We start from the raw sequence: 24,110 nt of genomic DNA on the forward strand, positions 1-24,110 counted from the left end.
GGCTCCAGGCATCAGCTGTGGAAAAACGGGGGAGCGCGTGCGTAGCCGCTGCTGCGACGCAGCGCCGGGATCAGCGGCGCGTCGGGAAGGGAGAGGAAATGCTCAGGCTCATGCCGAGGCAAGGCCAGATCGAGGGCAAGCGTCAGCGGCGGGTTGAGCGTCAGCAGCTCGCAATAACCGCAGAGCTCCAGCGCCGCCAACCAGGCGGGTTCAGTGCCCGATGCCTGCCGGTGATGACCGTGTGCCGGCGAAGACTCATGGCCGGCATGCTGATGGTGCTCGCCGATCGGCGCAGCGGCGGTTTGCGCCGCCTGTATTGCCGAGTACAACGGGCCGACATGAATCATCAGCATGGCGAATAGGCCAAGCCAGATATTCGATGTCGAAAGCCGTTTGCGTGTCACCGGCAAATCCTTGTTAACAGTGCCCTGGCTCTGCTGAACCGGTGCCTGATGATCGCACGCTCGGTTTGCCGAAGCGGCTGCGACATGAAGCCGCAAAAGTTTCGAGCAAGCAAGCGCAAGCAAGAACGAAATTATCAGCAGTAAATCTCGACAAACTTATCCATCAAAGCAGTTCATACCAATTTTTTGGCAACTGTTGCACGACTCCGCCAGAAAGGACTAAGTTTCCACCATAACCAGCCGGCAAAACCGGTCCCGACTGCTGTCGCCACGAGCGAGCCCCAAGGAAACGCCATGACCATGCTCAAAGATCCGTCGAAAAAATATCGCGCCTTCGCCCCCATCGATATTGCTGACCGTACCTGGCCATCGAAGACCATCACCCAGGCGCCGATCTGGCTCAGCTCCGACCTGCGCGACGGTAATCAGTCGCTGATCGAGCCGATGGATGCAGCGAAGAAGATGCGGTTCTTCAAGACGCTGGTCGCGGTGGGCGTAAAGGAAATCGAAGTGGGCTTCCCCTCGGCCTCGCAGACCGATTTTGACTTCGTCCGCGAGCTGATCGAGGGCGGGCACATTCCCGGTGACGTCACCATCCAGGTGTTGACCCAGGCGCGCGAGGATCTGATCACCCGTACCTTCGAATCGCTCAAAGGCGCCAAGCAGGCCATCGTCCACTATTACAACGCCACCGCGCCGAGCTTCCGTCGCATCGTTTTCAATCAGGACAAGGCTGGCGTGGTGGGCATCGCCGTCAACGCGGCGCAGGTCATCAAGCGCCTGGCCGGCGCGGCGCCGGAAACCGACTGGCGCTTTGAGTATTCGCCCGAAGTGTTCAGCTCCACCGAGACCGATTTCGCCGTCGAAGTGTGCAACGCGGTGATCGAGGTGTTCCAGCCGACGCCCGCGCACAAGCTGATCCTCAACCTGCCGGCCACCATCGAGGCGGCCACCCCGAATATCTACGCTGACCAGATCGAGTATTTCGGTCGCCATATCAACAAACGCGACAGCGTGCTGATCAGCCTGCATACCCACAACGACCGCGGCACCGGCGTGGCCGCCACCGAGCTGGGCCTGATGGCCGGCGCCGATCGCGTCGAAGGCTGCCTGTTCGGCAATGGCGAGCGCACCGGCAACGTCGATCTGGTGACCGTGGCGCTGAACATGTACACCCAGGGTGTCGATCCGCAGCTGGATTTCTCCGACATCGACGCCGTGCGCAAGGTGGTCGAGGAATGCAACCAGTTGCCGGTGCACCCGCGCCATCCCTACGTCGGCGATCTGGTACACACCGCCTTCTCCGGCTCGCATCAGGATGCGATCCGCAAGGGCTTCGCCGTGCAGAAGGCCGACGAGCTGTGGGAAGTGCCCTACCTGCCGATCGACCCGGCCGATATCGGCCGCAGCTACGAAGCGGTGATCCGCGTCAACAGCCAGTCCGGTAAGGGCGGCATCACTTATCTGCTCGAGCAGGAATACGGCATCAGCCTGCCGCGGCGCATGCAGATCGAGTTCAGCCAGGTGGTACAGAAGGAAACCGACCGCCTCGGCCTGGAGATGAGCGCCGCGCAGATCTATGCACTGCTGGAAGCCGAATACCTGCAAGCCGTCACGCCCTACGCGCTCAAGGGCCATCGCCTGCAGGAAGAGAATGGCACCAGCGCGCTTGAAGTGGAGGTCATCAACGAAGGCGCAACCCTGAACCTGCGCGGCATCGGCAAAGGCCCGCTGGAGGCGCTGGTCGCGGCACTGCCGGTCAAGCTGGAAATCATGGACTATCACGAACACGCCATCGGCGCCGGCAGCCATGCCAGGGCCGCGGCCTATATCGAGGTGCGCCTGGACGGCGAACGTCCGCTGCATGGCATCGGCATCGACGAAAACATCACCACGGCGAGCATCCGTGCCCTGTTCAGCGCATTGAACCGTGCGGTGCGAGAGGCCGAGGCGAAGGCAGCCTGATCCTGCCCGGCGAGCCCCGACGGGCTCGCCGCTTTCCCACTCCGGAGGATGTGCACTCCCGAGCTCTGGGTGTGCATCGACACACCCAGAGTGGCTCCGCTTCAGCCCACCAAAGTCCGCTCCAGCCGGTGGGCTAAAGCCCACCCTACTTTCGACCACGGACCGTACCTGTGAAGCAACCCGCTTCCGGTATTCGGCCCACCTACGAATGGGGGATTATGGAGTGTCAAGCGTCGCCTCATGGTCTAGCACCTTAGGGTGGGCTTCAGCCCACCAAAACCTGCCCCTGCCGGCGGGTTAAAGCCCACCCTACTTTCGAAACTGTAAAGCAACCCTTCCGGCATCCAGCCCTCTTGCGCAAAGCGTCGCGTCAATAGTCTTAGCGGTGGCAACCAAGTGAACCAACCCCGGCCAATGCCTCCCAACAGCGCCGAGCATCCGAGACACCCCTTCTCAGCATTACTTCCCAAATCCTTTCGACAGTAATCTGTCATTCATCGCGAGAATCGTGCAAACGACGTCGCCGCCATCGGTATAAGCTTGGCCTCCAGCCCGGACATGCAAACACAGGAGCCGCCATGAGCAACGCCATCGGTTACGCCGCCCTCGACCCGAGCACACCGCTCGCCCCTCATTCGTTTTCGCGCCGCGCAGTCGGGCCGAACGACGTACAGATCGACATCCTTTACTGCGGTGTCTGCCACTCCGACCTGCACACCGCACGCAACGAATGGAACAACACCCTTTATCCATCCGTACCAGGCCACGAGATCGTTGGCCGCGTTACCGCGGTCGGCTCGGCCGTATCGCGCTTCAAAGCCGGTGATCTGGCCGGCGTCGGCTGCCTGGTCGACAGCTGCCGCAGCTGTTCGTCGTGCGGCGAAGGCCTTGAGCAGTACTGCGAGAACGGTTTCACCGGCACCTACAACGGGTCGGCGTTCGGCGGCAGCGAGAATACTCTCGGCGGTTATTCGGACGTCATCGTGGTGGACGAAAAGTACGTACTGCGCATTAGCCACACCGATAATCTTGCCGCCGTCGCGCCGCTGTTGTGTGCCGGCATCACCACCTATTCACCGCTGCGCCAATGGAAGGTCGGCCCCGGCCAGAAAGTCGGTGTGGTCGGCCTCGGCGGCCTTGGCCACATGGCGGTGAAAATCGCCAACGCGATGGGCGCGAAGGTCGTGCTGTTCACCACTTCGCCTGACAAGCGGGAAGACGCCCTGCGCCTGGGTGCCTCGGAAGTCGTGGTATCGAAGAACAAGGATGAAATGGCTGCCCATCTGAACAGCTTCGACTTCATCCTCAACACCGTGGCCGCCCCGCATAGCCTCGATGCCTTCATGGCGTTGCTCAAGCGCGATGCCACCATGACCTTGGTGGGCGCACCGGCTTCTCCCCACCCGTCGCCAAACGTTTTCGGGCTGATCTTCAAACGCCGCCGGCTGGCTGGCTCGTTGATCGGCGGTATCGCCGAGACTCAGGAGATGCTGGATTTCTGCGCAGAGCACAGCATCGTTTCGGAGATCGAGATGATCCGCATGCAGGACATCAACGAAGCCTACGAGCGCATGCTCAAGAGCGATGTGAAATACCGCTTCGTCATCGACATGGCCTCGCTCAAGTCCGCCTGAGCCTACCGCTGGCGCGCCGGACCCAAGCGCGCCAGCCCCGCCCCCAAATGCACGCCGGTCTTCCCTCTTTGCAGCCGAGCCGCTAAGGTCGCCGGCCTTCTGCTGAGGAGCCGGCATGCTTTACCTGATCTTCGTAACCCTGCTCTGGGCGTTTTCTTTCAACCTGATCGGCGCTTACCTGGCCGGCCAGGTGGACAGCTATTTCGCGGTGCTTACCCGAGTGGTTATCGCCGGACTCGTGTTTCTCCCGCTCACCCGTTGGCGCGGCGTTGCGCCGGGCTTCATCGCAGGCGTAACGCTGGTCGGTGCGTTGCAGTTCGGCGTGACCTACCTGTGCCTGTATCTGAGCTTCAACGTCCTGACGGTGGCCGAGGTATTACTGTTCACGGTCCTCACGCCGCTGCACGTCACGCTGATCGACGACGCACTCAATCGACGCTTCAACCCTTGGGCGCTGCTGGCCGCGGCGGTCGCGGTACTCGGTGCGGGCCTTATCCGCTATGACGGGATTTCCAGCGATTTTCTCGGCGGTTTTCTATTGATGCAATTGGCCAATTTCACCTTCGCCGCCGGGCAGGTTGGCTATAAGCACCTGGCGCAACGCTATCCATCGGATGTCCCGCTCTATCGGCGCTTTGGCTATTTCTTCCTCGGTGCATTGGTAATCGTGCTGCCGGCCTGGCTGCTGTTCGGCGATGTCGACAAACTGCCTGGAACGGCAAGCCAATGGGGAGTACTGGTATGGATGGGTGTACTGGCCACGGCGTTAGGTCAGTTCTGCTGGAACAAGGGCGCTACGCTGGTGGACGCCGGCACGTTGGCAGTGATGAACAATCTGGCGGTACCGGTGGGGCTGGTTCTGAATCTATTGATCTGGGGTACGGACACAAATCTGCTGCTACTTGCCATCGGCGGGCTGATCATCCTTGCCTCTCTGTGGATCAATCGGCTGGGCCGACGAACGGCTTGATTAAATCGCCCAACTCTTTGTTTTTCATATGATTTTCTATCTGACATATCGGTAAGATGCGGCGCCCCGCATGGATGCATTTCTCAGCCAGTCGTCGAGATATCCATGCGCCGTTTCAGCCTGTTCCTGCTCGTCCTGTTTTGCTCATCCAACGTTCAGGCCGAAGCGCCGCGCACCTTCCGCGAAGCGAAGAAGCTGGCCTGGCACATCTACGCCGAGCGGCCGGTAGATTTCTATTGCCACTGTGCCTTCAAGGGCAAGCGGATCGATCTCGCCAGCTGCGGTTACGTCCCGCGTAAACAACCCAAGCGCGCTGCACGCGTGGAATGGGAGCACATCGTTCCCGCCTGGGTGATCGGTCATCAGCGCCAATGCTGGCAACAGGGCGGTCGCAAGCGCTGCACTTCGAGCGACCCGGTATTCAGCAAGGCCGAAGCCGATCTGCATAACCTGGTCCCGGTGGTCGGCGAGGTCAATGGAGACCGCAGCAACTACGGCTTCGGCATGCTCAGCGAGAAGCCGACCCAGTACGGCGCGTGCCGGTTCGTAGTTAATTTCAAGCAACGCACCGCGATGCCGCCGGACTATAGCCGTGGCACCATCGCCAGAACCTATCTCTATATGAGTGAACGCTACGGTCTGCGTCTGTCGAAACAGGACCGGCGCCTCTTCGACATATGGAATCGCCAGTACCCGGTGAGCGAGTGGGAGCGATGGCGTAACAACAGCGTCGCGTGTGTACAGGGCAATGCTAATCGCTATGTCGGCACTGTCGACCTACGTCGCTGCGCGAAGTCGAATTCTCGCTCGGCAACGGTAGGCGGCAAACGAGGCTAGATCAGCGCGGCGTGCGTTAGCCGGAAGCTCGGTTAGCTCTGTTAGCTCTGTTAGCTCGGTAGCAAGCGTTATGCTTCGCTGAAGCAAACAGCACGCATATTGCGCGCCGCCACGCGGGCACCGCATTCTCTAGCCTTGTTCGACCGGCGCGGCTCGGTGCGCTGCCGCCGGTTCCGTGCACGGCGCCTCAGACTGCGTGCCTCAAACGTCCGAAAACGGCTGGATAAACGTCATGCTTTATCGACTCGGCGCCGATGCAGTGTTGCTTCTGCACCTGGGTTTCATCATCTTCGTGTTGTTGGGAGGCCTGCTGGTCGCCTGGAAGCGCGGCTTCCTGGTGCTGCATTTGCCGGCTGTCGCGTGGGGCATTTTCGTAGAGCTGACGGGCGGCCACTGCCCTTTGACCCATTGGGAGAATCTGCTGCGGCGGCTAGCGGGCAGTGCCGGGTATGAGGCGAGCTTCGTAGAGCATTATTTGCTGCCGTTGATCTACTCGGATTGGTTGAGCGTACCCGTGCAATACCTACTAGCTGCCGTGGTGGTGCTGGCCAATGTGCTGATCTATGGCTGGTTGGTGGCGCGCTGGCGGCGCAGCACCACGAAGACGCCGGGCCCGCGCTGCTAGAACTTCAATTCGAACACGTCGCCGTCGTGATACGCAGGGAATTTCTCTCGGAACACCGCCAGATCTCGTGCGCGCAATGTCGTACGGAATACGCCATCGGAGTCACCCGCCTCCAGCACCGGATCGCCTAGATAATCCAGCACTTGGCTGTCGCCGCTGTACGGATAACCATTGCCGTCTTTTCCAACACGATTCACCGCCGCGACGTAGCAAAGATTCTCGATGGCACGAGCCGGAAGCAGCCGATTCCAGGCATTGCGGCGCGCAGCGGGCCAGTTGGCCGTATACAGCAGCAAATCGGTGTCGTGAGGATCACGGCTCCACACGGGGAAGCGCAGGTCGTAGCAGATCAAGGGCCGCACACGCCAACCATTGAGCTCGAATAGCGCCTGCTGGTCGCCAGCGGTGTAATGCTTGTGCTCGCCGGCCATGCGGAACAGATGGCGTTTGTCGTAGTGCGATATTTCGCCGTTCGGTCGCGCCCAGAGCAGACGGTTGCGGTGACTGCCGTCCGCAGCCTCGATGATGACGCTACCGGTGATCACCGCGTCCATACGTGCCGCCCGCTCTCGCAGCCAGGTGTAGGTCGGCCCTTCTTCCGGCTCGGCCAGCTCCGATGAATTCATCGAAAAGGCCGTGGTGAACATTTCCGGCAATACGATCAGATCGGCACCGCGCGCCTGCTCCAGCAACTCATCGAAGCGCGCACGATTGGCGCTGGCGTCCTGCCAGACGAGTGTGGTCTGGATCAGCGCCAGTTCGAGATTGGGCAAGTCGTTCAGATCGCGCATAGTCGTTCGGCTGCCTGGCGCAGCGTCTCCTCTCGTTTGGCGAAGCAGAAGCGGACCAGCCGCGATTGGGCAGGAGGCGTCTGGTAAAAAACCGAAATCGGGATGCTCGCCACGCCATGTTCACGCGTGAGCCACTCGGCCATGGCGACGTCGTCGAGATCCGGACGAATCGCCGAATAGTCGACCAACTGGAAATAAGTGCCCGCCGCACGAGTGAAGCTGAACCGCGACCCGGCCAGCAGATCGCAGAACAGATCGCGCTTTGCCTGGTAGAAGGCTGGCAGCTCACTCAGGTGTTCAGGATGCGCGGCCATGAAGTCGGCTAATGCCCATTGCAGCGGCGTGACGCCGGTAAAGCTGACGTATTGATGCACCTTGCGTAGTTCGGCGCTCAATGCGGCTGGCGCCACTACATAGCCAGTCTTCCAGCCGGTGACGTGGTAGGTCTTGCCGAAGGAGCTGACGACGAACGCGCGCTGATACAGCTCTTCATGGCGCAGCACACTGGCGTGCTCGCGGCCATCGAATACCAGATGCTCATAGACCTCATCGCTGAGCAGATAGATATCCCTGTCGCGCATCAACTCGGCCAGACGGTCCAGATCTGCGGCTTCGATCAGCGCGCCGCTCGGATTGTGCGGCGTATTCAGCACGATCATGCGGGTGCGTGGCGTGATCGTATCGGCCAACTTCTGCCAATCGATGGTGAACTCTGGCAGGCTCAGCGGCTGATGAATGCAGATGCCACCGGCCAGTTCCACTGCCGGCTCGTAGCTGTCGTAGCAGGGATCGAAAACGATGACTTCGTCGCCCGGGCGCACCACCGCGTGAATAGCGCAAAAGATCGCCTGGGTCGCGCCCGGCGTAATGGTGACTTCGCTATCGGCGCTCACCTGCCGTCCGTACAGACGTGCGATTTTCAACGCCACCTGCTCGCGTAATGCCGGCAAACCGGTCATCGGTGCGTACTGGTTATGTCCGCCCATCACGTGACGGGCCACCGCATCGCGCAACGCATCGGGTCCGTCGAAGTCCGGGAAACCTTGAGACAGATTCAGCGCACCGGTCTGAGCCGCAAGCTGCGACATGGTGGTGAAGATGGTAGTGCCGACATTGGGCAATTTACTGATGAGCATGACGGGCTTCCAACAGGCCTGCCGTACGGGGGCTTCGACAGGGGGAAACAGCATAGCCGATCAAGGCCGCTCGAGACGAGGGTGTCCAGAATGACAACCTCGGCTGTACAGTTGGTGCGACCGCGCGCAACGCCAGCCCCACAGCGCCCGTTGCCTGCTGATACTCACCAAGGAGTCCGCTATGCCTATCCAACCTGCCAGCCATTCCTGGAACGACCTGCGCGACCAGGCCGAACGGGCGCTTAGGAAGGAGCCGATCCTGGAAAGCATTGTTCAGCAGGTCGTGCTCGACCATCCGGATTTCGGCTGCGCACTCGCCTATCGCGTCAGCCGCACGCTGGCAGATACGTCGGAACAAGCGAATGCGCTGTTCGACCGCTTCGCCAGCGAGCATCGAGCGACTCCGCTGCTGGCCGATTTGGCCTGGCGCGACCTGCAGGCGATCGTCAGTCGCGATCCTGCGTTCGACACCGCGCTGGAAGTGCTCCTGTTTTCCAAGGGATTCCTTTCCCTACAGGCCTACCGTATCGGGCATCGGCTGCATCAACAGGGTGAGCGAATGTTGGCGATGTTCATCCAGGCACGCTGCAATGAACGTCTGGGCATCGACATCAATCCGGCCAGCCGGCTGGGCAGCGGAATCATGCTCGACCACGGTACGGGAATCGTCATCGGCGAAACGGCCGAGGTGGGCGACGATGTTTCGATCCTGCAAGGTGTGACGCTGGGCGGCACCGGCAAGGAAAGCGGCGACCGTCATCCGAAGGTGCGCAGCGGAGTGCTGATCGGCGCGGGCGCTAAGATCCTGGGCAACATTGAAATTGGCGAAGGCGCCAAGATCGGCGCGGGCAGCATCGTGCTGCATCCCGTTGCGCCCCACACAACCGTGGTGGGCAACCCGGCTCACCAGGTTGGCAAACCGAGGCACGCACGACCAGCCCTGGATATGGACCAGTCGTTCGACGAGGGCTAGGGTCTGTTGCCATTTCGTGCGCGGCCGCGCCGGAGCCTGTTTTTACGCGAGGCAAGGCCGCGCCCGCTCCCGGCGGGCTTGCGGCATTCACTCCATCCATGGAGATCGCACGAGAAGCGACGTTTGGTTGTTCCAAATGAGCGTCAAGAAACGCCGCATCGCGCAAAAACAGGCCCGGCCCGAAGGGTTGCGCGGCAAATCTCGCCAGGCGGCGTTGGGGAACGACGCGGCCGGCCCAGGCCATTACCTGCGTCCCGCGCCTGGCGGAGCGCCGCCCGGCCTGGTGAGATTGGCGCAGCAACGCGGCTCGCGACGAAACGGCAACAGACCCTATGGACTCAGCGCTTCTTGTCCCGACGCTTCTTCTCGGCCTTCTTGTGGTGCGACATGAGGCGGCGCTTCTTGTTTACCTGACGATCGGTAAGAGTGTTCTTCTTGCCCTCGAACGGGTTTTCACCGCCCTTGTACTCGATGCGGATCGGCGTACCGACCAGCTTCAGGACACGTCGGTAGGTGTTCTCCAGATAGCGCGTGTAGGACTTGGGTATCGCGTCGACCTGGTTGCCATGGATCACGATCAGCGGCGGGTTGGCGCCCCCCAAGTGGGCATAGCGCAGCTTGATGCGACGGCCAGCGACCATTGGCGGCGCATGCTCGCGCACGGCATCTTCGAGAATCTGGGTCAGGCGGCTGGTCGGCCAGCGCGTAACGGCCGAGGTGAACGAGGCCTGCACGGACTTGTACAGATTGCCGACGCCAGTGCCGTGCTTGGCCGAAATGAAATGGATATCGGCGAACTCGACGAAGAACAGCCGTCGCTCCAGCTCCTTCTTCACGTAATCCTTCTCGCCGGGCTCCATACCGTCCCACTTGTTCAGCGCGATGACCAGTGCCCGGCCGCTGTCCAGCACGAAGCCGAGCAGGTTGAGGTCATGCTCGACCACGCCTTCGCGCGCATCCATGACGAAGATCACCACGTTGGCATCCTGGATCGCCTGCAGTGTCTTGACCACGGAGAATTTCTCCACCGCCTCGAAGATCTTGCCGCGACGCCGCACGCCTGCGGTGTCGATCAGGGTGTACTTCTCCTCGCCACGCTCGAAGGGAATGTAGATGCTGTCGCGGGTGGTGCCGGCCTGGTCGTAGACGATGACCCGATCTTCGCCAAGCATGCGGTTGACCAGCGTCGATTTGCCGACATTGGGGCGCCCGATGATGGCGATCTTGATGCCATCCTTTTCGCTCGGCCCCGGAATACGCTTGAGCTCCTCGCCCTCGGCAACCGTCTCGCCCTCACCCTCGTCGCCTTCGGCTTCTTCTGCGTTGTCCTTCGGAAACGCACCGAGCGCCTGTTCCAGCATATGACTGATACCACGGCCATGGGCGGCTGCGATCGGCAGCGCATCGCCGAGGCCCAACGGGCTGAATTCGGCCCGTGCGATGTCCGGATCGATGCTGTCGACCTTGTTCACCACCAAGAAGTGGCGCTTATTCATCCTGCGCAGATGCTCGGCGATCATCTGGTCGCCCGGTGTCATGCCGGCGCGCGCGTCGACCATGAACATCACCGCATCAGCTTCCTCCATGGCTTGCAGCGACTGCTCGGCCATCTTGGCATCGATGCCTTCTTCATCCCCGGTCAGACCACCGGTATCGATAACGATATAGGTGCGGCCCTGCCATTTGGCCTCGCCGTACTGGCGATCTCGGGTCAGACCGGCGTACTCCGCGACGATGGCGTCACGGCTTTTGGTCAGGCGATTGAAAAGGGTGGATTTACCGACGTTCGGACGGCCCACCAGGGCGATTACGGGAACCATACGGCTCTCCACTGCGATATTTCAGAAAACACGAAGGCCGCTGCAAGGCAGCGGCCGAATATTAAGCGTTCCGCCCAGGCGGAACAGCAGACGAATGACCGGGACGGTCAATCCGCCTGGCGAATGGTCAACGCGACCAGCTTCCCGCCATTGCCGTAGGCATACAGCCAGTCACCCTCGACAACAGGCCGCGCACGCACGCCATCGCTATCGATGCGAGTACGTGCCACGAAGCGACCATCGACCTGACTCAGGAAATGCAGATAACCTTCCTTGTCGCCGACCACCACATAGCTGGAAAACACGGTTGGCGCGGATAGCTGGCGGCGGGCGAGCTCGTCGTTCGTCCAGAGCACCGTAGTCGAACGCTCATCGATTCCGATAACCGAGCCATCAGCCTGACTGAGATAGACGCTACCGTAGCCCATCGCCACACCGGACGAGGTGGAGGCATCCCGCTGCCAGAGAATGCGGCCGCTTTGTAGATCCAGCGCAGCGACGCGTCCCTGGAAGGAGGCGACATACAAGGTTTCGCCTGAAAGCAGCAGACCGCCGTCGATATCGACGACGCGCTCGAGTTCGGAGCGGCCTTGCGGAATAGCGACACGCTGCTCCCAGACAGGCAGACCACGACGAGTATCCAGCGCCACAACTTTGCCGCTGGAAAGCCCGGCAATGGCCAGTTCATTGGTCAGTAGCGGAGCGCCGGTACCGCGAAGAGTCAGCACCGCCGGGGTGCTTTCGTAGCTCCAACGCTGCTCGCCGGTGTCGATATCCAACGCGATGACGCGGTCATCCTGAGTCTGAACGACCACCACGTCACCATTGACGGCAGGTGCGGCGAGAATCTCGCTGCTAACCCGACTGCGCCAACGCTCTTCTCCGGTCGAGACATCGAGCGCCAGGACTTCGCCACGCAGGGTGCCAACCAGCACCAAGCCGTAACCGGCACCCACCGCGCCGGATATGGGCATCTCCAGATCACTTTTCCAGTTGACCTTGCCGGTCATGCGATCCATCGCTACGACGAGCCCTTCGACATCAGCGGCGAATATCTCATCACCGTAGACGACAGGTGTTAGCAGGTTGTAGGTCTCACCCTGGCCTTCACCGATCGAACGATTCCATTGCTTGCTCAGCTCGATCTCGGCATCGAACTTGACCAACTCGGCGGGTTCGGGTTCTTTCTTGTCATTGCTGCTGCAACCAGCAGCCAGGACGGCCAGGGTCAGCAGTGCGGCAGTTTTCCAACGCATCAATTCATGCCTCTCCACGAGCCAGGTCGTCCAGTTTCAGCTGCAGACCGCCGATTGCGGCGTCTTGTGACAGCACTTCTTTGGCCTTGGTATAGGCAGCGTGGGCTTCGTCATACCGCCCCAGCCTGACCAGCAGATCGCCTCGCAACTCTTCACGACTGGCAGCGAATGCTTCGAGAGCCTCACCTTGCAGCAATGCGAGCCCTTCTTCAGCCTTATCCTGCGCGGCCAGAATACGAGCGAGGCGCTGGCGGGCCAGTTCTTCGAGCGTCTTGTCGGCGGGCTTATCCAACACGCTCCGCAACTCTGTTGCGGCTTCATCGAGACGGCCCGACTCCACCGCCACTTTGGCTACGAAGAGGCTGCCGTACTGCGCGTACTGCGTGCCGGCAAATTCTTTCTGCAGCAGATTGCCCAGGCGCGACACTTCGGCGGTATCCACCGCACCCTCATTCAGCGCGGCATTAAGCAACTGTTGATAGACGGCCGAGGCGTTATGCGCCTGATTGAGTTGATGCTTTTGCCAGAACTGCCAACCAAACACCAGCACCAGCGCGAGTATGCCCCCCAATAGCAAAGGCTTGCCGTTACGCTGCCACCAGTCCTTGATTTGCGCCAGCTGTTCTTCTTCGGTACCCGAGGTCACACCGTCACTCCTTTCAATCGCTGAATTCAGACCTGTCCGATCAATCCAGACAGGCAGCCAGACGCTCGGGTAGAGCATCCCAGGCAATACTTTGTTGTTCGCTGTCGTCGCGCAGCGGCTTGCAACCTACCACGCGCGCGGCCAGTTCGTCGTCACCCAGAATCAGCGCGAAACGTGCCCCGCTCTTGTCAGCTTTCTTGAACTGACTTTTGAAGCTGCCGCCGCCGGCGTTGACCAGCAGACGAAGACCAGGCAAGGCGTCACGAAGGCGTTCGGCCAGGGTCAGTGCCGCAAGCTCCGCCGGCCCGCCGAACGCACAGATGAATGCGTGCGCCGGCTGGTTGAGCTCTTCCGGGACCAGCTCAAGCGTTTCCAGCAGCAGCACCAGGCGCTCGATACCCATTGCAAAGCCCACGCCCGGCGTTGGCTTACCGCCAAACTGGCTGACCAAGCCGTCGTAGCGGCCACCCGCACACACCGTGCCTTGCGACCCCAGTTTTTCGGTCACCCACTCGAATACGGTGCGGCCGTAGTAATCCAGGCCGCGGACAAGCTTCGGATTGATCTCATAGGCGATTCCTGCCGCTTCGAGGCGGGCCTTGAGCCCTTCGAAATGAATACGCGACTCGTCGTCCAGGTAGTCATGCAATGTCGGCGCATCAGCCAGCAAAGCCTGAGTCTGAGCGTTCTTGCTATCCAGAATGCGCAAGGGATTACTGGTCAAGCGGCGCTGGCTGTCTTCGTCTAGCTGTTCGAAATGCTGCTGCAGATAAGCGACAAGGGCATCTCGATAGGTTGCGCGCGCCTCGCTGGAGCCCAGGCTGTTCAGCTGCAGCGTGACCGCATCTGACATGCCGAGCTTCTTCCACAACCGGGCCGTGAGCACGATCAATTCGGCATCGACGTCGGGGCCGGGCTGATTGAACACCTCCACGCCAATCTGGTGGAACTGACGATAGCGGCCCTTCTGCGGCTTCTCGTAACGGAACATCGGACCGGCATACCAGAGTTTCTGCACCTGACCGCCACCGGTCATGCCATGTTCGAGCACGGCGCGGACGCAGCCGGCCGTGCCCTCGGGGCGCAGGGTCAGCGACTCTTCGTTACGATCGAGGAAGGTGTACATCTCCTTATCGACCACATCGGTTCCCTCGCCGATGCCGCGGGCGAACAGGTCGGTGAACTCGAGGATGGGCAGGCGGATCTCGCTGTAACCATAGCTGTCGAGCAGACGCGCAAAGGTCGATTCCAGATAGCGCCACACCGGCGTCTGCGCCGGCAGAATATCGTTCATGCCACGAATGGCTTGCAGGGACTTGCTCAATTCGGTTCCTTAATCAGCCACGCACAATCAGAGCGGCGTCGGCCTCGGCCTTCTCGCTGGCCTTGCGACGAATCAGCTGTTCCAACTCGTCGACCAGATTTTCGTTGTTCAGCTTCTGCGCCGGCTTGCCGTCGATATAGATGAGGTTGTTGGGCGTGCCGCCGGTCAGACCGATATGCGCTTCCTTGGCTTCTCCGGGACCGTTCACGACGCAACCGATCACCGCCACGTCCATCGGCACCAGCAAATCGTCCAACCGCCCTTCGAGTTCGTTCATGGTCTTGACCACATCGAAGTTCTGCCGCGAGCAGCTCGGGCAGGCGATGAAGTTGATGCCACGCGAGCGCAGACGTAACGATTTGAGGATATCGAAACCGACCTTGATTTCTTCCACCGGGTCGGCCGCAAGCGAAATACGGATGGTGTCGCCGATGCCTTCGGCCAGCAGCATGCCCAGCCCTACCGCAGACTTCACCGTCCCGGAGCGCAAGCCACCTGCTTCAGTGATGCCCAGGTGCAACGGCTGCTGGATCTTGTCTGCCAGCAGCCGGTACGCGGCAACGGCCATGAACACATCGGAAGCCTTTACGCTGACCTTGAAGTCTGGGAAGTTCAGCCGGTCGAGGTGCTCGACATGGCGCAAAGCCGATTCCACCAACGCCTCGGGTGTCGGCTCCCCGTATTTTTTCTGCAGGTCTTTTTCCAGCGACCCGGCATTAACGCCAATGCGGATCGGGATTCCGCGGTCGCGTGCGGCTTCGACCACGGCCCGCACACGATCTTCCCGACCGATGTTGCCGGGGTTGATGCGCAGGCAGTCGACGCCAAGCTCAGCGACCCGCAGGGCAATCTGATAGTCGAAATGGATGTCGGCCACCAGCGGCAAACCGACGCGCTGCTTGATCTTGCCGAACGCCTCAGCCGCATCCATCGAGGGCACGGAGACCCGAACGATGTCCGCACCCGCATCCTGCAGCCGCTGGATCTGTGCGACAGTCGCGTCGACGTCGCAGGTTTCGGTATTGGTCATACTCTGCACGGCGATAGGCGCGTCGCCACCGACCGGTACGCCGCCAACCCAAATCTTTCGGGTGTGGCGGCGCTTGATGGGGGATTCACTGTGCATAATTACTGTCCGAGCTTGAGGCGCGCGGTCTCGCCACGCGTTTTGCCAGAAAGATTGACGGCTTCCCCGTTGAAGCTGACTTGCACACCGGAGGCAAAGCCCAGGTGCAGGTCCAGCGGGGTCTCGCCAACCAAAGTGCGACTGCTGCCAGCCTTTTCCAACCCGCTGTAAAGTACCTTGCCGTTCGCATCGGTTACTCGGGTCCAGCAGTCAGCGGTGTACTCAAGCGTCAGGCGGCCTTCTCCCGGCACGATCGACTCCGCTTCGGCCACTGGAGCCACTGCAACATCGGCTGATTGGGCAGGCGCCGCGGATACTTCAGCGGAAGAAACAGGCTCGCCTTGCTCCGCAGGTGCTTCAATAGGCATTTCGGCAGGCATCTCGGCTGCCGGCTGCTGGTCCGACGCGAGGGTTACAGTTTCAGAGCTTTGCCCTTGGTCACTCACCGTAGGCGGCACTGAATCGGTCGGCTCGTCGATAGCAAGCTCAACCGGATCCTCGGCTCGATCCAGCAAATGAATCTCAGTGGTACCGTCGGCCGCCTCGACCTCGATCCGCTCCAGTGCCGTGACCGATGGGCCGGACTCGTTACGAGCCGATCGGTCCTGCCACCAGAAAAAAGCGCCGGCGCCAATTACAAGCGTCAGAAGAAACGTGAAGAAGCGCACCATGCTGCGCGACAAGCGCACGGGCTGATCAATGTGACCCAGGCTGTTGACGCTGCTACCACTCGCATCCGTACCAGTATGCTGATCGAACTGCTGCACTAACAGAGCCTGATCCAGCCCCAGGAGCTTGGCATATGCCCGAACGTAGCCGCGCGCAAAAGTATGGCCAGGCAGCTGACTGAAATCACCGGCCTCGATCTGGATGAGCGAGCGCTCCGACAGATTGAGCTGCTTCGCCACCGAAGAAAGCGACCAGTCCTTGCTTTCCCGCGCGGCGCGGAGCGTCTCGCCTGGGTTGGCCAGTGTCGGGGCAGCGGCTTCTGAATGTGGCGCTATCATCGTTGCTCCGAAAGAAACTGTTGATATTCAGGCGTACCTGGGTACAGGCGCTTGAGTTGCAGGCCGAGGCTTGCTGCCTGATCCCGGTCCTGATGAATCCTTGCCAGACGAATACCCAGCAGCAAACTGCGGGCGTTCTGCTCGGAAAGACTACTGAATCCGTCGTAATAACGTTTTGCCGGCACGTACTGCTGGGCCTCGTAGGCCAATAGTGCAAGTTCGAGAAGAGCCCGCGGCTGACGGCTGTCGAGGCGAAGAGCGCGGGTGAAATAGGCTTCGGCCTGCTCGCGCTGGCCGAGCTTCAGCGCAGTCATGCCCATGTTCTGGAAGACATGCGAGCGCTCGGGGTAGAGGTTATCCTCGGACGCTTTCGCAAAACGCTCCATGGCTTCTTGATAACGTTTCTGCTCGAACAGGAAACTGCCGTAGTTGTTCAGGATACGTGCATCGTTGCGGCTGGATAGTGCCTTACGGTAATGCTCGTCGGCCAACGGGTATTCCATCTCGTTCTGAAATACGAGAGCCAGCGCCGCATGGGCGTCCGCACTACCTGGATCCAGCTCGAGCGCCTTACGCAGCGGCGTCTTGGCACGCGAGCCTTCACCTTGCTGCAAATAGCCGATGCCAAGCTGAATATAGGCATCTCGCGCTTCGTTGCGCCCTTCAGAGGTTTGCAACGGATTACCCGTCCCGGAAGATACACAGCCAGCCATGAAGCCGGCAAAGACAAGCAGCAGCGCAACGCGCACGGTCATCAGCAATATCCCCTCCTCAGGAACGGTTGGAAGCAACGGACGCCGTCACTGGCTCGGATTGCAACTCGCGCACCGCGATATAACGCTCGCTACGACGCGTCCGATCCATCACCTGACCCACCAGCTGGCCGCAGGCTGCATCGATATCTTCGCCGCGAGTGGTACGCACCGTTACATTGTGCCCAGCTTTATGCAGGATGTCCTGGAAACGGCGGATGGCGTTGTTGCTCGGCCTCTCATATCCGGAATGCGGGAAGGGGTTGAAAGGGATCAAATTGATCTTGCAGGGGATTTTCGCCAGCAACGCGATCATTTGCTCGGCATGCTCGGGCTGATCGTTGACACCTTGCAAAAGCGTGTACTCGATGGTGAGCACGCGCTTCTCACCCAGATTCGAGATATAGCGCTGGCAAGCAGCAAGCAGCATCTCCAATGGGTACTTCTTGTTGATAGGCACCAACTGGTCACGCAGCGCATCGTTCGGCGCATGCAGCGACAGCGCCAGCGACACGTCGATGACTTTGGAGAGTTCATCGATCATCGGTACGACACCAGATGTCGAGAGCGTCACCTTGCGCTTGGAAATGCCATATCCCAGGTCATCCATCATGATCTGCATGGCGGCGACGACGTTGTCGAAGTTCAGCAAAGGCTCGCCCATGCCCATCATCACCACGTTAGTGATGGCGCGATCGGCTTTCGCCGGTATGGTGCCGAACGACTTGTTAGCAATCCACACCTGACCGATCACCTCGGCGGCCGTGAGATTGCTATTGAAACCTTGTTTGCCGGTAGAGCAGAAACTGCAATCCAGCGCGCAGCCAGCCTGCGAAGAGACGCACAGCGTGCCCCGCCCGTTCTGCGGAATGTATACGGTTTCGACACAACTGCCCGAGGCGACGCGAACCACCCACTTGCGGGTGCCATCGCTGGAAATGTCCTCGCTGACGATTTCCGGGCCGCGTATCTCGGCAGAGGCCTTGAGCTTTTCGCGCAGGGCCTTGCCGATATTGCTCATGGCGTCGAAATCATCGACGCCAAAGTGGTGAATCCACTTCATGACCTGACCGGCACGGAAGCGCTTCTCCCCAATTGAATCGAAGAAGCTTTCCAACTGAGGCTGGGTCAGCCCCAGCAGGTTTACTTTACCGGTCGTAACAGTCATTGAATTCACCTTCGCCTGATCAGCGAATGCGGGCACACACTTCGGTGGCGGAGAAGAAATAGGCGATTTCGCGAGCAGCGGACGCTTCGGAGTCAGAACCGTGAACGGCGTTCTCGTCGATGGAGACAGCGAAATCTGCGCGGATAGTGCCCGGAGCGGCTTCCTTCGGGTTGGTGGCACCCATCAGCTCACGGTTCTTGGCGATGGCGTCTTCACCTTCCAGCACCTGCACGATGACAGGGCCGGAAACCATAAAAGCAACCAAATCCTTGAAGAAGCCACGCTCGCTGTGCTCGGCATAGAAACCGCCAGCTTCACGCTCGGACAGTTGGACCATCTTCGAAGCGACGACGCGCAGACCAGCCTTCTCAAAACGGGAGGTGATTTCACCGATTACGTTCTTGGCGACAGCGTCAGGCTTGATGATGGAAAAAGTGCGTTGCAGGGCCATTTGAAAACTCCAGAAATCGACAGGTTAAAGCAAACGAGTAAACCCGCGAATTATACGCGGGTCGGGAAGGAAAATATAAGAGCGGCTGGAGGAGCGGAAGACGATAACAGCGCTGGAAGCTTGAATGCCAAACGGACGCCTCAAGCACGGTAGGGAGGGCTTCAGCCCACCAGAGCCCTGTCGGTGTGGCTGAAGCCTACCTTACCCAAAAGCTTGCAGCTTGGCCGCTGATCTAGATTTCTTCGATCCAGGCAGCCTGTATGGCTTCGAGCACCTTCTCGCCACCACGATTCGGATCGTCCGAGAAATCTGGCAGCTCAACCACCCAACGATGCAACTCGACGAAATTCACATAGCGAGGATCCACATCCGGTTTGCATTCGGCCAGTTCGATTGCGATCTCCAGCACATCGGCCCATTTAAGCGCCATGGTTCACCTCGCCTTCAATGGCCTTCGGAAACTTGATTGATGGTGTACTTCGGAATCTCGACCACCAGATCGACATCCGCAACGGCTGCCTGACAGGACAGCCGAGAGTTGGGCTCGAGCCCCCAGGCCTTGTCCAGCATGTCGTCTTCCAGCTCATCGGAAGCTTCCAGCGAGGCAAATCCTTCACGGATCACAACGTGGCAGGTGGTACATGCACAGGATTTTTCACAGGCATGCTCAATATCGATACCGTTTCGCAGCGCGGCATCGAGCACCGTTTCACCGGGCTGCGCATCTACCACAGCCCCTTCCGGACAGTGGTCAGCATGGGGCAGGAAAACAATCTGCGGCATCTGGGTCATTCCTCGATATCGTTAAGCCGCCGTCCAGCCAGTGCAGCCTTGACGGTGGAATCTAGCCTGCGCGCGGCAAAGGCATCGGTAATCTGGCTCAGGCGCTTGATTTGGCGCTCGATGGCAATGCCGTCGTGACTATCAAGCAGCTCACGCAGCGCCTGCATCTGCGATTCGATCGCGACGCGCTCCTCATCGCTGAGCAGACGGTCGCCATCTGCAGCCAAGGCAGCGTCGACCGCCTCGAGCAGCCGCTGCGCATCGACCAGCTGTTCACGTAGCGCCCGAGCGGCCTTGTCTTCGCCGGCCTTGTTAAAAGAATCTTCCAGCATGCGGGTGATTTCGCCATCGGTCAGCCCATACGAGGGCTTCACCTGAATGCTCGACTCGACGCCGGAGGCCAATTCACGAGCCGATACACTGAGCAGCCCGTCGGCATCGACCTGAAAGGTAACGCGAATTTTCGCCGCGCCCGCCACCATCGAAGGTATGCCACGCAACTCGAAGCGAGCCAGCGAGCGGCAGTCGGCGATCAGCTCGCGCTCACCCTGCAGCACGTGAATCATCATGGCCGACTGACCATCCCTGTAGGTGGTGAACTCCTGCGCGCGTGCAACCGGAATTGTGGTGTTGCGCGGGATGATCTTCTCCATCAGACCGCCCATGGTCTCCAGCCCCAGAGACAACGGGATCACGTCGAGCAGCAAAAGCTCCTCTCCATCACGATTGTTGCCTGCAAGAGTTTCGGCCTGGATCGCCGCGCCGATGGCAACGACCTGATCGGGATCGATATCGGTCAGCGGGTCTCGACCGAACATCTCGCCAACCCGTTCACGGACTCTCGGCACTCGAGTGGAGCCGCCGACCATGACTACAGCATGGACATCTTCCAACTCGACAGCCGAGTCCCGTAACGCGCGCCGGCAGGACTTGAGACTGCGAGCAATCATCGGATCGACGAGCTCGTTGAAGGTCGAGCGCGTCAGAACGCCCTGCCAACCGCCATAACGCACCTCGACGGACTCGGCATCGCTGAGCCGTTCCTTGGTGTCGCAGGCGATTTTTAATACTGCCCGCTGCGCGCCTGGATCGAGATCCTCGGATGCCCCCGCCTGGGCGAGAATCCAGCCGGCAATAGCATGATCGAAGTCATCGCCGCCAAGTGCGGTATCGCCCCCGGTCGCCAGCACCTCGAACACACCTTTGGTCAGGCGCAGAATGGATATATCGAAGGTTCCACCGCCCAGATCGTAGATAGCTACGACGCCCTCGGCCTCGCGATCCAGACCATAAGCAACGGCTGCGGCGGTCGGTTCGTTGAGCAAACGCAGCACATTGAGATTGGCCAGCCGCGCGGCGTCCTTGGTGGCTTGCCGTTGCGCATCATCGAAATACGCGGGAACCGTGACCACGGCACCAACCAGTTCGCCACCCAGCACCGCTTCAGCACGCTCGCGCAGAACTCGCAGAATCTCGGCAGAAACTTCAACCGGACTCTTTGCGCCCTGCACCGTCTCGATAAAAGGCATTTGCGATTGCCCTTCGCTGAACCGATAAGGCAGTTGCTCACCCAGCTGTTTCACATCGCCGATACCGCGACCCAACAGACGCTTGACCGACACAACGGTATTCAACGGGTCGCTGGCGGCTGCACCTTTGGCAGCGCGTCCCACTTCAACGCGATCAGCGTGATAACGCACCGCGGACGGCAGAATCACCTCACCGTCGGCATCGGCCAGCGGCGCCGTAACGCCACTGCGCAGGGCCGCGACGAGTGAATTGGTAGTTCCGAGATCGATACCAACCGCCAGGCGGCGCTGGTGAGGCTGCGGGCTTTGTCCGGGTTCAGCTATCTGAAGTAAGGCCATGTCTGTCTGATATCGGGCGCAGCGCCTGGCGCTACGCGGGGTTAATCGTCGAGGCGCTCTTCCAACTGGCGCACTTCCTGCGACAGCTTGTCGAGAAACTGCATTCGGCGCACCAGCCGTTCCGCCTCCTCGCGCTGCGATTCATCCCGCCATATATGGGCGAACGAATCATTGAGATCCTGCTGAGCGGCTTTCAGGCGAGCCTTAAAGGAAACGACGCCATCGAGATCCCCATCGTCATACAACTCTTCGAGCTCTTCACGCCACTGCATCTGCTGCATCAGAAAGGCGGGGTCCTGGACGGTGGCCTCAAGCGGCATATCCCGCCCCTGCAGCGTCAGCAGATAACGGGCCCGCCGGGACGGGCTTTTCAGCGTTTGAAAAGCCTCGTTGAGATTCGCCGAGCGCTCTATGGCGTGACGCTGCTCTCTCTCGCCAGCGTCAGCGAACCGATCCGGATGAACCTTGCGTGCAAGCTCGCGATAACGGGACGAGAGCGCCTCGATATCAATATCGAAAGCCGGCTGCAGCTCGAACAGCGCGTAGTGACAGGGAGTTCCCACAGCGTCCTCAGATGTTGAAGCTCTCGCCGCAGCCGCATTCGCCGCGCACGTTGGGGTTATTGAACTTGAAGCCTTCGTTCAGGCCCTCCCGAACGAAGTCGAGCTCTGTGCCATCGAGGTACACGAGGCTTTTCGGATCGATGATGACCTTCACGCCGTGACTGTCGAACACCGAGTCCTCTACTGCCGCCTCGTCAACGAACTCGAGCACATAGGCCAGACCGGAACACCCGGTGGTGCGCACACCCAATCGGACGCCCAACCCTTTGCCGCGCCCCTCGAGGGAGCGACGTACGTGATTGGCAGCAGCGGCTGTCATGCTGATAGCCATCGATACCTCCTTAGACCTGTGGCAACCCTTTTTTCTCGCGATAGTCGCGAACGGCGGCCTTGATGGCATCTTCCGCCAGTACCGAGCAGTGAATTTTCACCGGCGGCAGCGCCAGCTCTTCGGCCAACTGAGTGTTCTTGATGGTTTCTGCTTCTTCCAGCGTCTTGCCCTTCATCCACTCGGTAGCCAGCGAGCTGGAAGCGATGGCCGAACCACAGCCATAGGTCTTGAACTTGGCATCCTCGATGACGCCCTGCTCGTTGACCTTGATCTGCAGGCGCATCACGTCGCCGCATGCCGGAGCACCGACCATGCCGGTGCCGATGGATGGGTCCTCAGCGTCGAACTTGCCGACGTTACGGGGGTTTTCGTAATGGTCGATGACCTTATCACTGTATGCCATGGTGCAATCCTCGTTGAATCAGGCTATGCGGAGCTCGTCGGATCAGTGGGCAGCCCACTCGACTTTCGAAATATCGACGCCGTCCTTGAACATGTCCCACAGGGGCGAAAGCTCACGCAACTTGATAACCGCCTCGCTGACTTTCTGCGCGGCGTAGTCGACTTCTTCTTCGGTAGTGAAGCGGCCGAAAGTAAAACGGATCGAGCTGTGCGCAAGTTCGTCGTTGCGGCCCAGCGCGCGGAGCACATAAGACGGCTCCAGTGAGGCAGAGGTACAGGCAGAGCCGGAGGAAACCGCCAGATCCTTGAGCGCCATGATCAGCGACTCGCCCTCGACGTAGTTGAAACTCAGATTCAGGTTGTGCGGAACCCGCGCCGTCATGCTGCCGTTTACATACAACTCTTCCAGGTGCTCGACCTGCTTGAAGAAGCGGTCACGCAGCTGAGTGATGCGCTCGTTCTCGGTAGCCATTTCCTCTCTGGCAATGCGGAACGCCTCGCCCATGCCCACCGACTGGTGTGCTGCCAGTGTGCCCGAGCGCATGCCGCGCTCATGGCCACCACCATGCATCTGCGCTTCGAGGCGCACACGTGGCTTGCGGCGAACATAGAGCGCACCGACCCCTTTGGGGCCATAGGTCTTGTGTGCGGAGAAGGACATCAGGTCGACCTTCATCTTCTCCAGGTCTATTTCCACCTTGCCGGTGGACTGAGCGGCGTCGACATGAAACAGCACACCGCGCGAGCGGGTGAGTTCACCGATCGCAGCAATATCGTTGATCGTTCCGATCTCGTTGTTCACGTGCATGATGGAAACCAGCACGGTGTCATCACGCAGGGCTGCCTCGACCATTGCAGGGGTGATCACACCGTCTTCGCCTGGCTCGATGTAGGTCACTTCGAAGCCTTCACGCTCAAGCTGGCGGGTCGTATCCAAAACGGCCTTGTGCTCGATCTTGCTGGTGATGATGTGCTTGCCTTTGGAGGCATAGAAATGCGCGACGCCTTTGATCGCTAGGTTGTCAGATTCGGTGGCACCCGAGGTCCAGACGATTTCGCGAGGGTCCGCATTGACTAGCTCGGCGACTTGGCGGCGAGCGTTCTCCACAGCCTCCTCGGCTTTCCAGCCAAAGGCATGGGAGCGTGACGCCGGGTTGCCGAAGTTACCTTCGGCAGTGAGGCACTCGACCATTTTCTCGGCAACGCGAGGATCGACCGGTGTGGTAGCGGAATAATCAAGGTAAATCGGCAACTTCATCAGGTATCTCCTATCAGGCA

25 protein-coding genes are annotated in these 24,110 nt (G+C 60.2%); 6 read left to right on the forward strand and 19 right to left on the reverse strand.

Annotated features, from left to right (window positions below; translation table 11 throughout):
* Nucleotides 1-11: 11 nt before the first annotated feature.
* Entirely contained in the window at nucleotides 12-404 is a 393-nt protein-coding gene (locus NA645_RS06260) for a DUF2946 domain-containing protein (protein WP_256048042.1), read from the reverse strand.
* A gap of 294 nt (nucleotides 405-698) precedes the next feature.
* Between NA645_RS06260 and leuA the strand changes: the two genes are divergently transcribed.
* From leuA to NA645_RS06285, 5 genes are all read left to right on the forward strand, one after another.
* On the forward strand, nucleotides 699-2,369 hold the full coding sequence (gene leuA / locus NA645_RS06265) for a 2-isopropylmalate synthase (RefSeq protein WP_256048043.1): 1,671 nt from the start codon (nucleotides 699-701) through the stop codon (nucleotides 2,367-2,369).
* Between the two features lie 578 nt (nucleotides 2,370-2,947).
* A complete protein-coding gene (locus NA645_RS06270; RefSeq protein WP_256048044.1) occupies nucleotides 2,948-4,003 on the forward strand; it encodes an NAD(P)-dependent alcohol dehydrogenase in 1,056 nt (351 codons plus the stop codon).
* Between the two features lie 115 nt (nucleotides 4,004-4,118).
* A complete protein-coding gene (locus NA645_RS06275) occupies nucleotides 4,119-4,973 on the forward strand; it encodes a carboxylate/amino acid/amine transporter (protein ID WP_256048045.1) in 855 nt (284 codons plus the stop codon).
* Nucleotides 4,974-5,078: 105 nt separating this feature from the next.
* Entirely contained in the window at nucleotides 5,079-5,810 is a 732-nt protein-coding gene (locus NA645_RS06280; RefSeq protein ID WP_256048046.1) for an endonuclease, read from the forward strand.
* Nucleotides 5,811-6,042: 232 nt separating this feature from the next.
* Complete coding sequence (locus NA645_RS06285; protein ID WP_256048047.1) at nucleotides 6,043-6,435, forward strand: DUF2784 domain-containing protein; 393 nt, start codon at nucleotides 6,043-6,045, stop codon at nucleotides 6,433-6,435.
* On the opposite strand, the gene NA645_RS06290 is transcribed toward NA645_RS06285, so the two are convergent.
* On the reverse strand, nucleotides 6,432-7,226 hold the full coding sequence (locus NA645_RS06290; protein WP_256048048.1) for an amidohydrolase: 795 nt from the start codon (nucleotides 7,224-7,226) through the stop codon (nucleotides 6,432-6,434). The genes NA645_RS06285 and NA645_RS06290 overlap by 4 nt on opposite strands.
* The gene (locus tag NA645_RS06295; protein WP_256048049.1) at nucleotides 7,214-8,362 is read right to left on the reverse strand and encodes a pyridoxal phosphate-dependent aminotransferase; all 1,149 of its coding nucleotides are present in this window, start codon (nucleotides 8,360-8,362) and stop codon (nucleotides 7,214-7,216) included. Before NA645_RS06295 ends, NA645_RS06290 begins: the two co-directional genes overlap by 13 nt.
* 181 nt (nucleotides 8,363-8,543) lie before the next feature.
* Here NA645_RS06295 and cysE point away from each other — a divergent pair, with 181 nt between their 5' ends.
* A complete protein-coding gene (gene cysE, locus NA645_RS06300; RefSeq protein ID WP_256048050.1) occupies nucleotides 8,544-9,335 on the forward strand; it encodes a serine O-acetyltransferase in 792 nt (263 codons plus the stop codon).
* Nucleotides 9,336-9,673: 338 nt separating this feature from the next.
* Here cysE and der read toward each other — a convergent pair whose 3' ends face one another.
* The 16 genes from der to NA645_RS06380 form a co-directional block, all read right to left on the reverse strand.
* Complete coding sequence (gene der / locus NA645_RS06305) at nucleotides 9,674-11,155, reverse strand: ribosome biogenesis GTPase Der (RefSeq protein ID WP_256048051.1); 1,482 nt, start codon at nucleotides 11,153-11,155, stop codon at nucleotides 9,674-9,676.
* 107 nt (nucleotides 11,156-11,262) lie between these two features.
* Nucleotides 11,263-12,411, reverse strand: coding sequence for an outer membrane protein assembly factor BamB (gene bamB / locus NA645_RS06310; RefSeq protein WP_256048052.1), 1,149 nt, complete (start codon nucleotides 12,409-12,411; stop codon nucleotides 11,263-11,265).
* A 4-nt stretch (nucleotides 12,412-12,415) separates the two neighbouring features.
* Nucleotides 12,416-13,057 carry a YfgM family protein gene (locus NA645_RS06315; protein WP_256048053.1) on the reverse strand — a complete coding sequence of 214 codons (642 nt, stop codon included), beginning with the start codon at nucleotides 13,055-13,057 and terminating at the stop codon, nucleotides 12,416-12,418.
* A gap of 40 nt (nucleotides 13,058-13,097) precedes the next feature.
* The gene (hisS, locus tag NA645_RS06320; RefSeq protein WP_256048054.1) at nucleotides 13,098-14,381 is read right to left on the reverse strand and encodes a histidine--tRNA ligase; all 1,284 of its coding nucleotides are present in this window, start codon (nucleotides 14,379-14,381) and stop codon (nucleotides 13,098-13,100) included.
* A 13-nt stretch (nucleotides 14,382-14,394) separates the two neighbouring features.
* A complete protein-coding gene (ispG, locus tag NA645_RS06325) occupies nucleotides 14,395-15,507 on the reverse strand; it encodes a flavodoxin-dependent (E)-4-hydroxy-3-methylbut-2-enyl-diphosphate synthase (protein WP_256048055.1) in 1,113 nt (370 codons plus the stop codon).
* Between the two features lie 2 nt (nucleotides 15,508-15,509).
* Nucleotides 15,510-16,514, reverse strand: a complete 1,005-nt coding sequence (locus tag NA645_RS06330) for a RodZ domain-containing protein (protein WP_256048056.1) — start codon at nucleotides 16,512-16,514, stop codon at nucleotides 15,510-15,512.
* Nucleotides 16,511-17,269 carry a type IV pilus biogenesis/stability protein PilW gene (gene pilW, locus NA645_RS06335; RefSeq protein ID WP_256048097.1) on the reverse strand — a complete coding sequence of 253 codons (759 nt, stop codon included), beginning with the start codon at nucleotides 17,267-17,269 and terminating at the stop codon, nucleotides 16,511-16,513. Before pilW ends, NA645_RS06330 begins: the two co-directional genes overlap by 4 nt.
* A 16-nt stretch (nucleotides 17,270-17,285) precedes the next feature.
* The gene (rlmN, locus tag NA645_RS06340) at nucleotides 17,286-18,434 is read right to left on the reverse strand and encodes a 23S rRNA (adenine(2503)-C(2))-methyltransferase RlmN (protein WP_256048057.1); all 1,149 of its coding nucleotides are present in this window, start codon (nucleotides 18,432-18,434) and stop codon (nucleotides 17,286-17,288) included.
* A 19-nt stretch (nucleotides 18,435-18,453) separates the two neighbouring features.
* Nucleotides 18,454-18,885 carry a nucleoside-diphosphate kinase gene (gene ndk, locus NA645_RS06345; RefSeq protein WP_021209485.1) on the reverse strand — a complete coding sequence of 144 codons (432 nt, stop codon included), beginning with the start codon at nucleotides 18,883-18,885 and terminating at the stop codon, nucleotides 18,454-18,456.
* 232 nt (nucleotides 18,886-19,117) lie between these two features.
* A complete protein-coding gene (gene iscX, locus NA645_RS06350) occupies nucleotides 19,118-19,315 on the reverse strand; it encodes a Fe-S cluster assembly protein IscX (RefSeq protein WP_256048058.1) in 198 nt (65 codons plus the stop codon).
* Nucleotides 19,316-19,329: 14 nt separating this feature from the next.
* On the reverse strand, nucleotides 19,330-19,668 hold the full coding sequence (fdx, locus tag NA645_RS06355) for an ISC system 2Fe-2S type ferredoxin (RefSeq protein WP_256048059.1): 339 nt from the start codon (nucleotides 19,666-19,668) through the stop codon (nucleotides 19,330-19,332).
* 5 nt (nucleotides 19,669-19,673) lie between these two features.
* Complete coding sequence (hscA, locus tag NA645_RS06360) at nucleotides 19,674-21,536, reverse strand: Fe-S protein assembly chaperone HscA (protein WP_256048060.1); 1,863 nt, start codon at nucleotides 21,534-21,536, stop codon at nucleotides 19,674-19,676.
* 41 nt (nucleotides 21,537-21,577) lie between these two features.
* Complete coding sequence (gene hscB / locus NA645_RS06365; RefSeq protein WP_256048061.1) at nucleotides 21,578-22,099, reverse strand: co-chaperone HscB; 522 nt, start codon at nucleotides 22,097-22,099, stop codon at nucleotides 21,578-21,580.
* A 7-nt stretch (nucleotides 22,100-22,106) separates the two neighbouring features.
* Nucleotides 22,107-22,430: an iron-sulfur cluster assembly protein IscA gene (gene iscA, locus NA645_RS06370; protein WP_131651195.1), complete on the reverse strand. Its 324-nt coding sequence runs from the start codon at nucleotides 22,428-22,430 to the stop codon at nucleotides 22,107-22,109.
* A gap of 10 nt (nucleotides 22,431-22,440) precedes the next feature.
* Nucleotides 22,441-22,833 (reverse strand): Fe-S cluster assembly scaffold IscU, encoded by a 393-nt coding sequence (gene iscU / locus NA645_RS06375; RefSeq protein ID WP_256048062.1) that lies wholly within the window; start codon nucleotides 22,831-22,833, stop codon nucleotides 22,441-22,443.
* Between the two features lie 42 nt (nucleotides 22,834-22,875).
* Nucleotides 22,876-24,090: an IscS subfamily cysteine desulfurase gene (locus NA645_RS06380; RefSeq protein WP_256048063.1), complete on the reverse strand. Its 1,215-nt coding sequence runs from the start codon at nucleotides 24,088-24,090 to the stop codon at nucleotides 22,876-22,878.
* Between the last annotated feature and the right edge of the window lie 20 nt (nucleotides 24,091-24,110).

Source organism: Stutzerimonas stutzeri (assembly GCF_024448955.1).
Taxonomy (GTDB): Bacteria; Pseudomonadota; Gammaproteobacteria; order Pseudomonadales; family Pseudomonadaceae; genus Stutzerimonas; species Stutzerimonas stutzeri_AQ.

Coding starts and splice junctions, on each gene's coding strand:
- rlmN (WP_256048057.1), bottom strand. CDS start 18,434: ATGACTGTTACGACCGGTAAAGTAAACCTGCTGGGGCTGACCCAGCCT.
- iscA (WP_131651195.1), bottom strand. CDS start 22,430: ATGGCTATCAGCATGACAGCCGCTGCTGCCAATCACGTACGTCGCTCC.
- NA645_RS06285 (WP_256048047.1), top strand. CDS start 6,043: ATGCTTTATCGACTCGGCGCCGATGCAGTGTTGCTTCTGCACCTGGGT.
- leuA (WP_256048043.1), top strand. CDS start 699: ATGACCATGCTCAAAGATCCGTCGAAAAAATATCGCGCCTTCGCCCCC.
- NA645_RS06290 (WP_256048048.1), bottom strand. CDS start 7,226: ATGCGCGATCTGAACGACTTGCCCAATCTCGAACTGGCGCTGATCCAG.
- pilW (WP_256048097.1), bottom strand. CDS start 17,269: ATGACCGTGCGCGTTGCGCTGCTGCTTGTCTTTGCCGGCTTCATGGCT.
- der (WP_256048051.1), bottom strand. CDS start 11,155: ATGGTTCCCGTAATCGCCCTGGTGGGCCGTCCGAACGTCGGTAAATCC.
- NA645_RS06270 (WP_256048044.1), top strand. CDS start 2,948: ATGAGCAACGCCATCGGTTACGCCGCCCTCGACCCGAGCACACCGCTC.
- hscA (WP_256048060.1), bottom strand. CDS start 21,536: ATGGCCTTACTTCAGATAGCTGAACCCGGACAAAGCCCGCAGCCTCAC.
- ndk (WP_021209485.1), bottom strand. CDS start 18,885: ATGGCCCTGCAACGCACTTTTTCCATCATCAAGCCTGACGCTGTCGCC.
- bamB (WP_256048052.1), bottom strand. CDS start 12,411: ATGCGTTGGAAAACTGCCGCACTGCTGACCCTGGCCGTCCTGGCTGCT.
- iscX (WP_256048058.1), bottom strand. CDS start 19,315: ATGGCGCTTAAATGGGCCGATGTGCTGGAGATCGCAATCGAACTGGCC.
- NA645_RS06380 (WP_256048063.1), bottom strand. CDS start 24,090: ATGAAGTTGCCGATTTACCTTGATTATTCCGCTACCACACCGGTCGAT.
- cysE (WP_256048050.1), top strand. CDS start 8,544: ATGCCTATCCAACCTGCCAGCCATTCCTGGAACGACCTGCGCGACCAG.
- fdx (WP_256048059.1), bottom strand. CDS start 19,668: ATGCCGCAGATTGTTTTCCTGCCCCATGCTGACCACTGTCCGGAAGGG.
- ispG (WP_256048055.1), bottom strand. CDS start 15,507: ATGCACAGTGAATCCCCCATCAAGCGCCGCCACACCCGAAAGATTTGG.
- NA645_RS06330 (WP_256048056.1), bottom strand. CDS start 16,514: ATGATAGCGCCACATTCAGAAGCCGCTGCCCCGACACTGGCCAACCCA.
- NA645_RS06275 (WP_256048045.1), top strand. CDS start 4,119: ATGCTTTACCTGATCTTCGTAACCCTGCTCTGGGCGTTTTCTTTCAAC.
- NA645_RS06280 (WP_256048046.1), top strand. CDS start 5,079: ATGCGCCGTTTCAGCCTGTTCCTGCTCGTCCTGTTTTGCTCATCCAAC.
- NA645_RS06295 (WP_256048049.1), bottom strand. CDS start 8,362: ATGCTCATCAGTAAATTGCCCAATGTCGGCACTACCATCTTCACCACC.
- iscU (WP_256048062.1), bottom strand. CDS start 22,833: ATGGCATACAGTGATAAGGTCATCGACCATTACGAAAACCCCCGTAAC.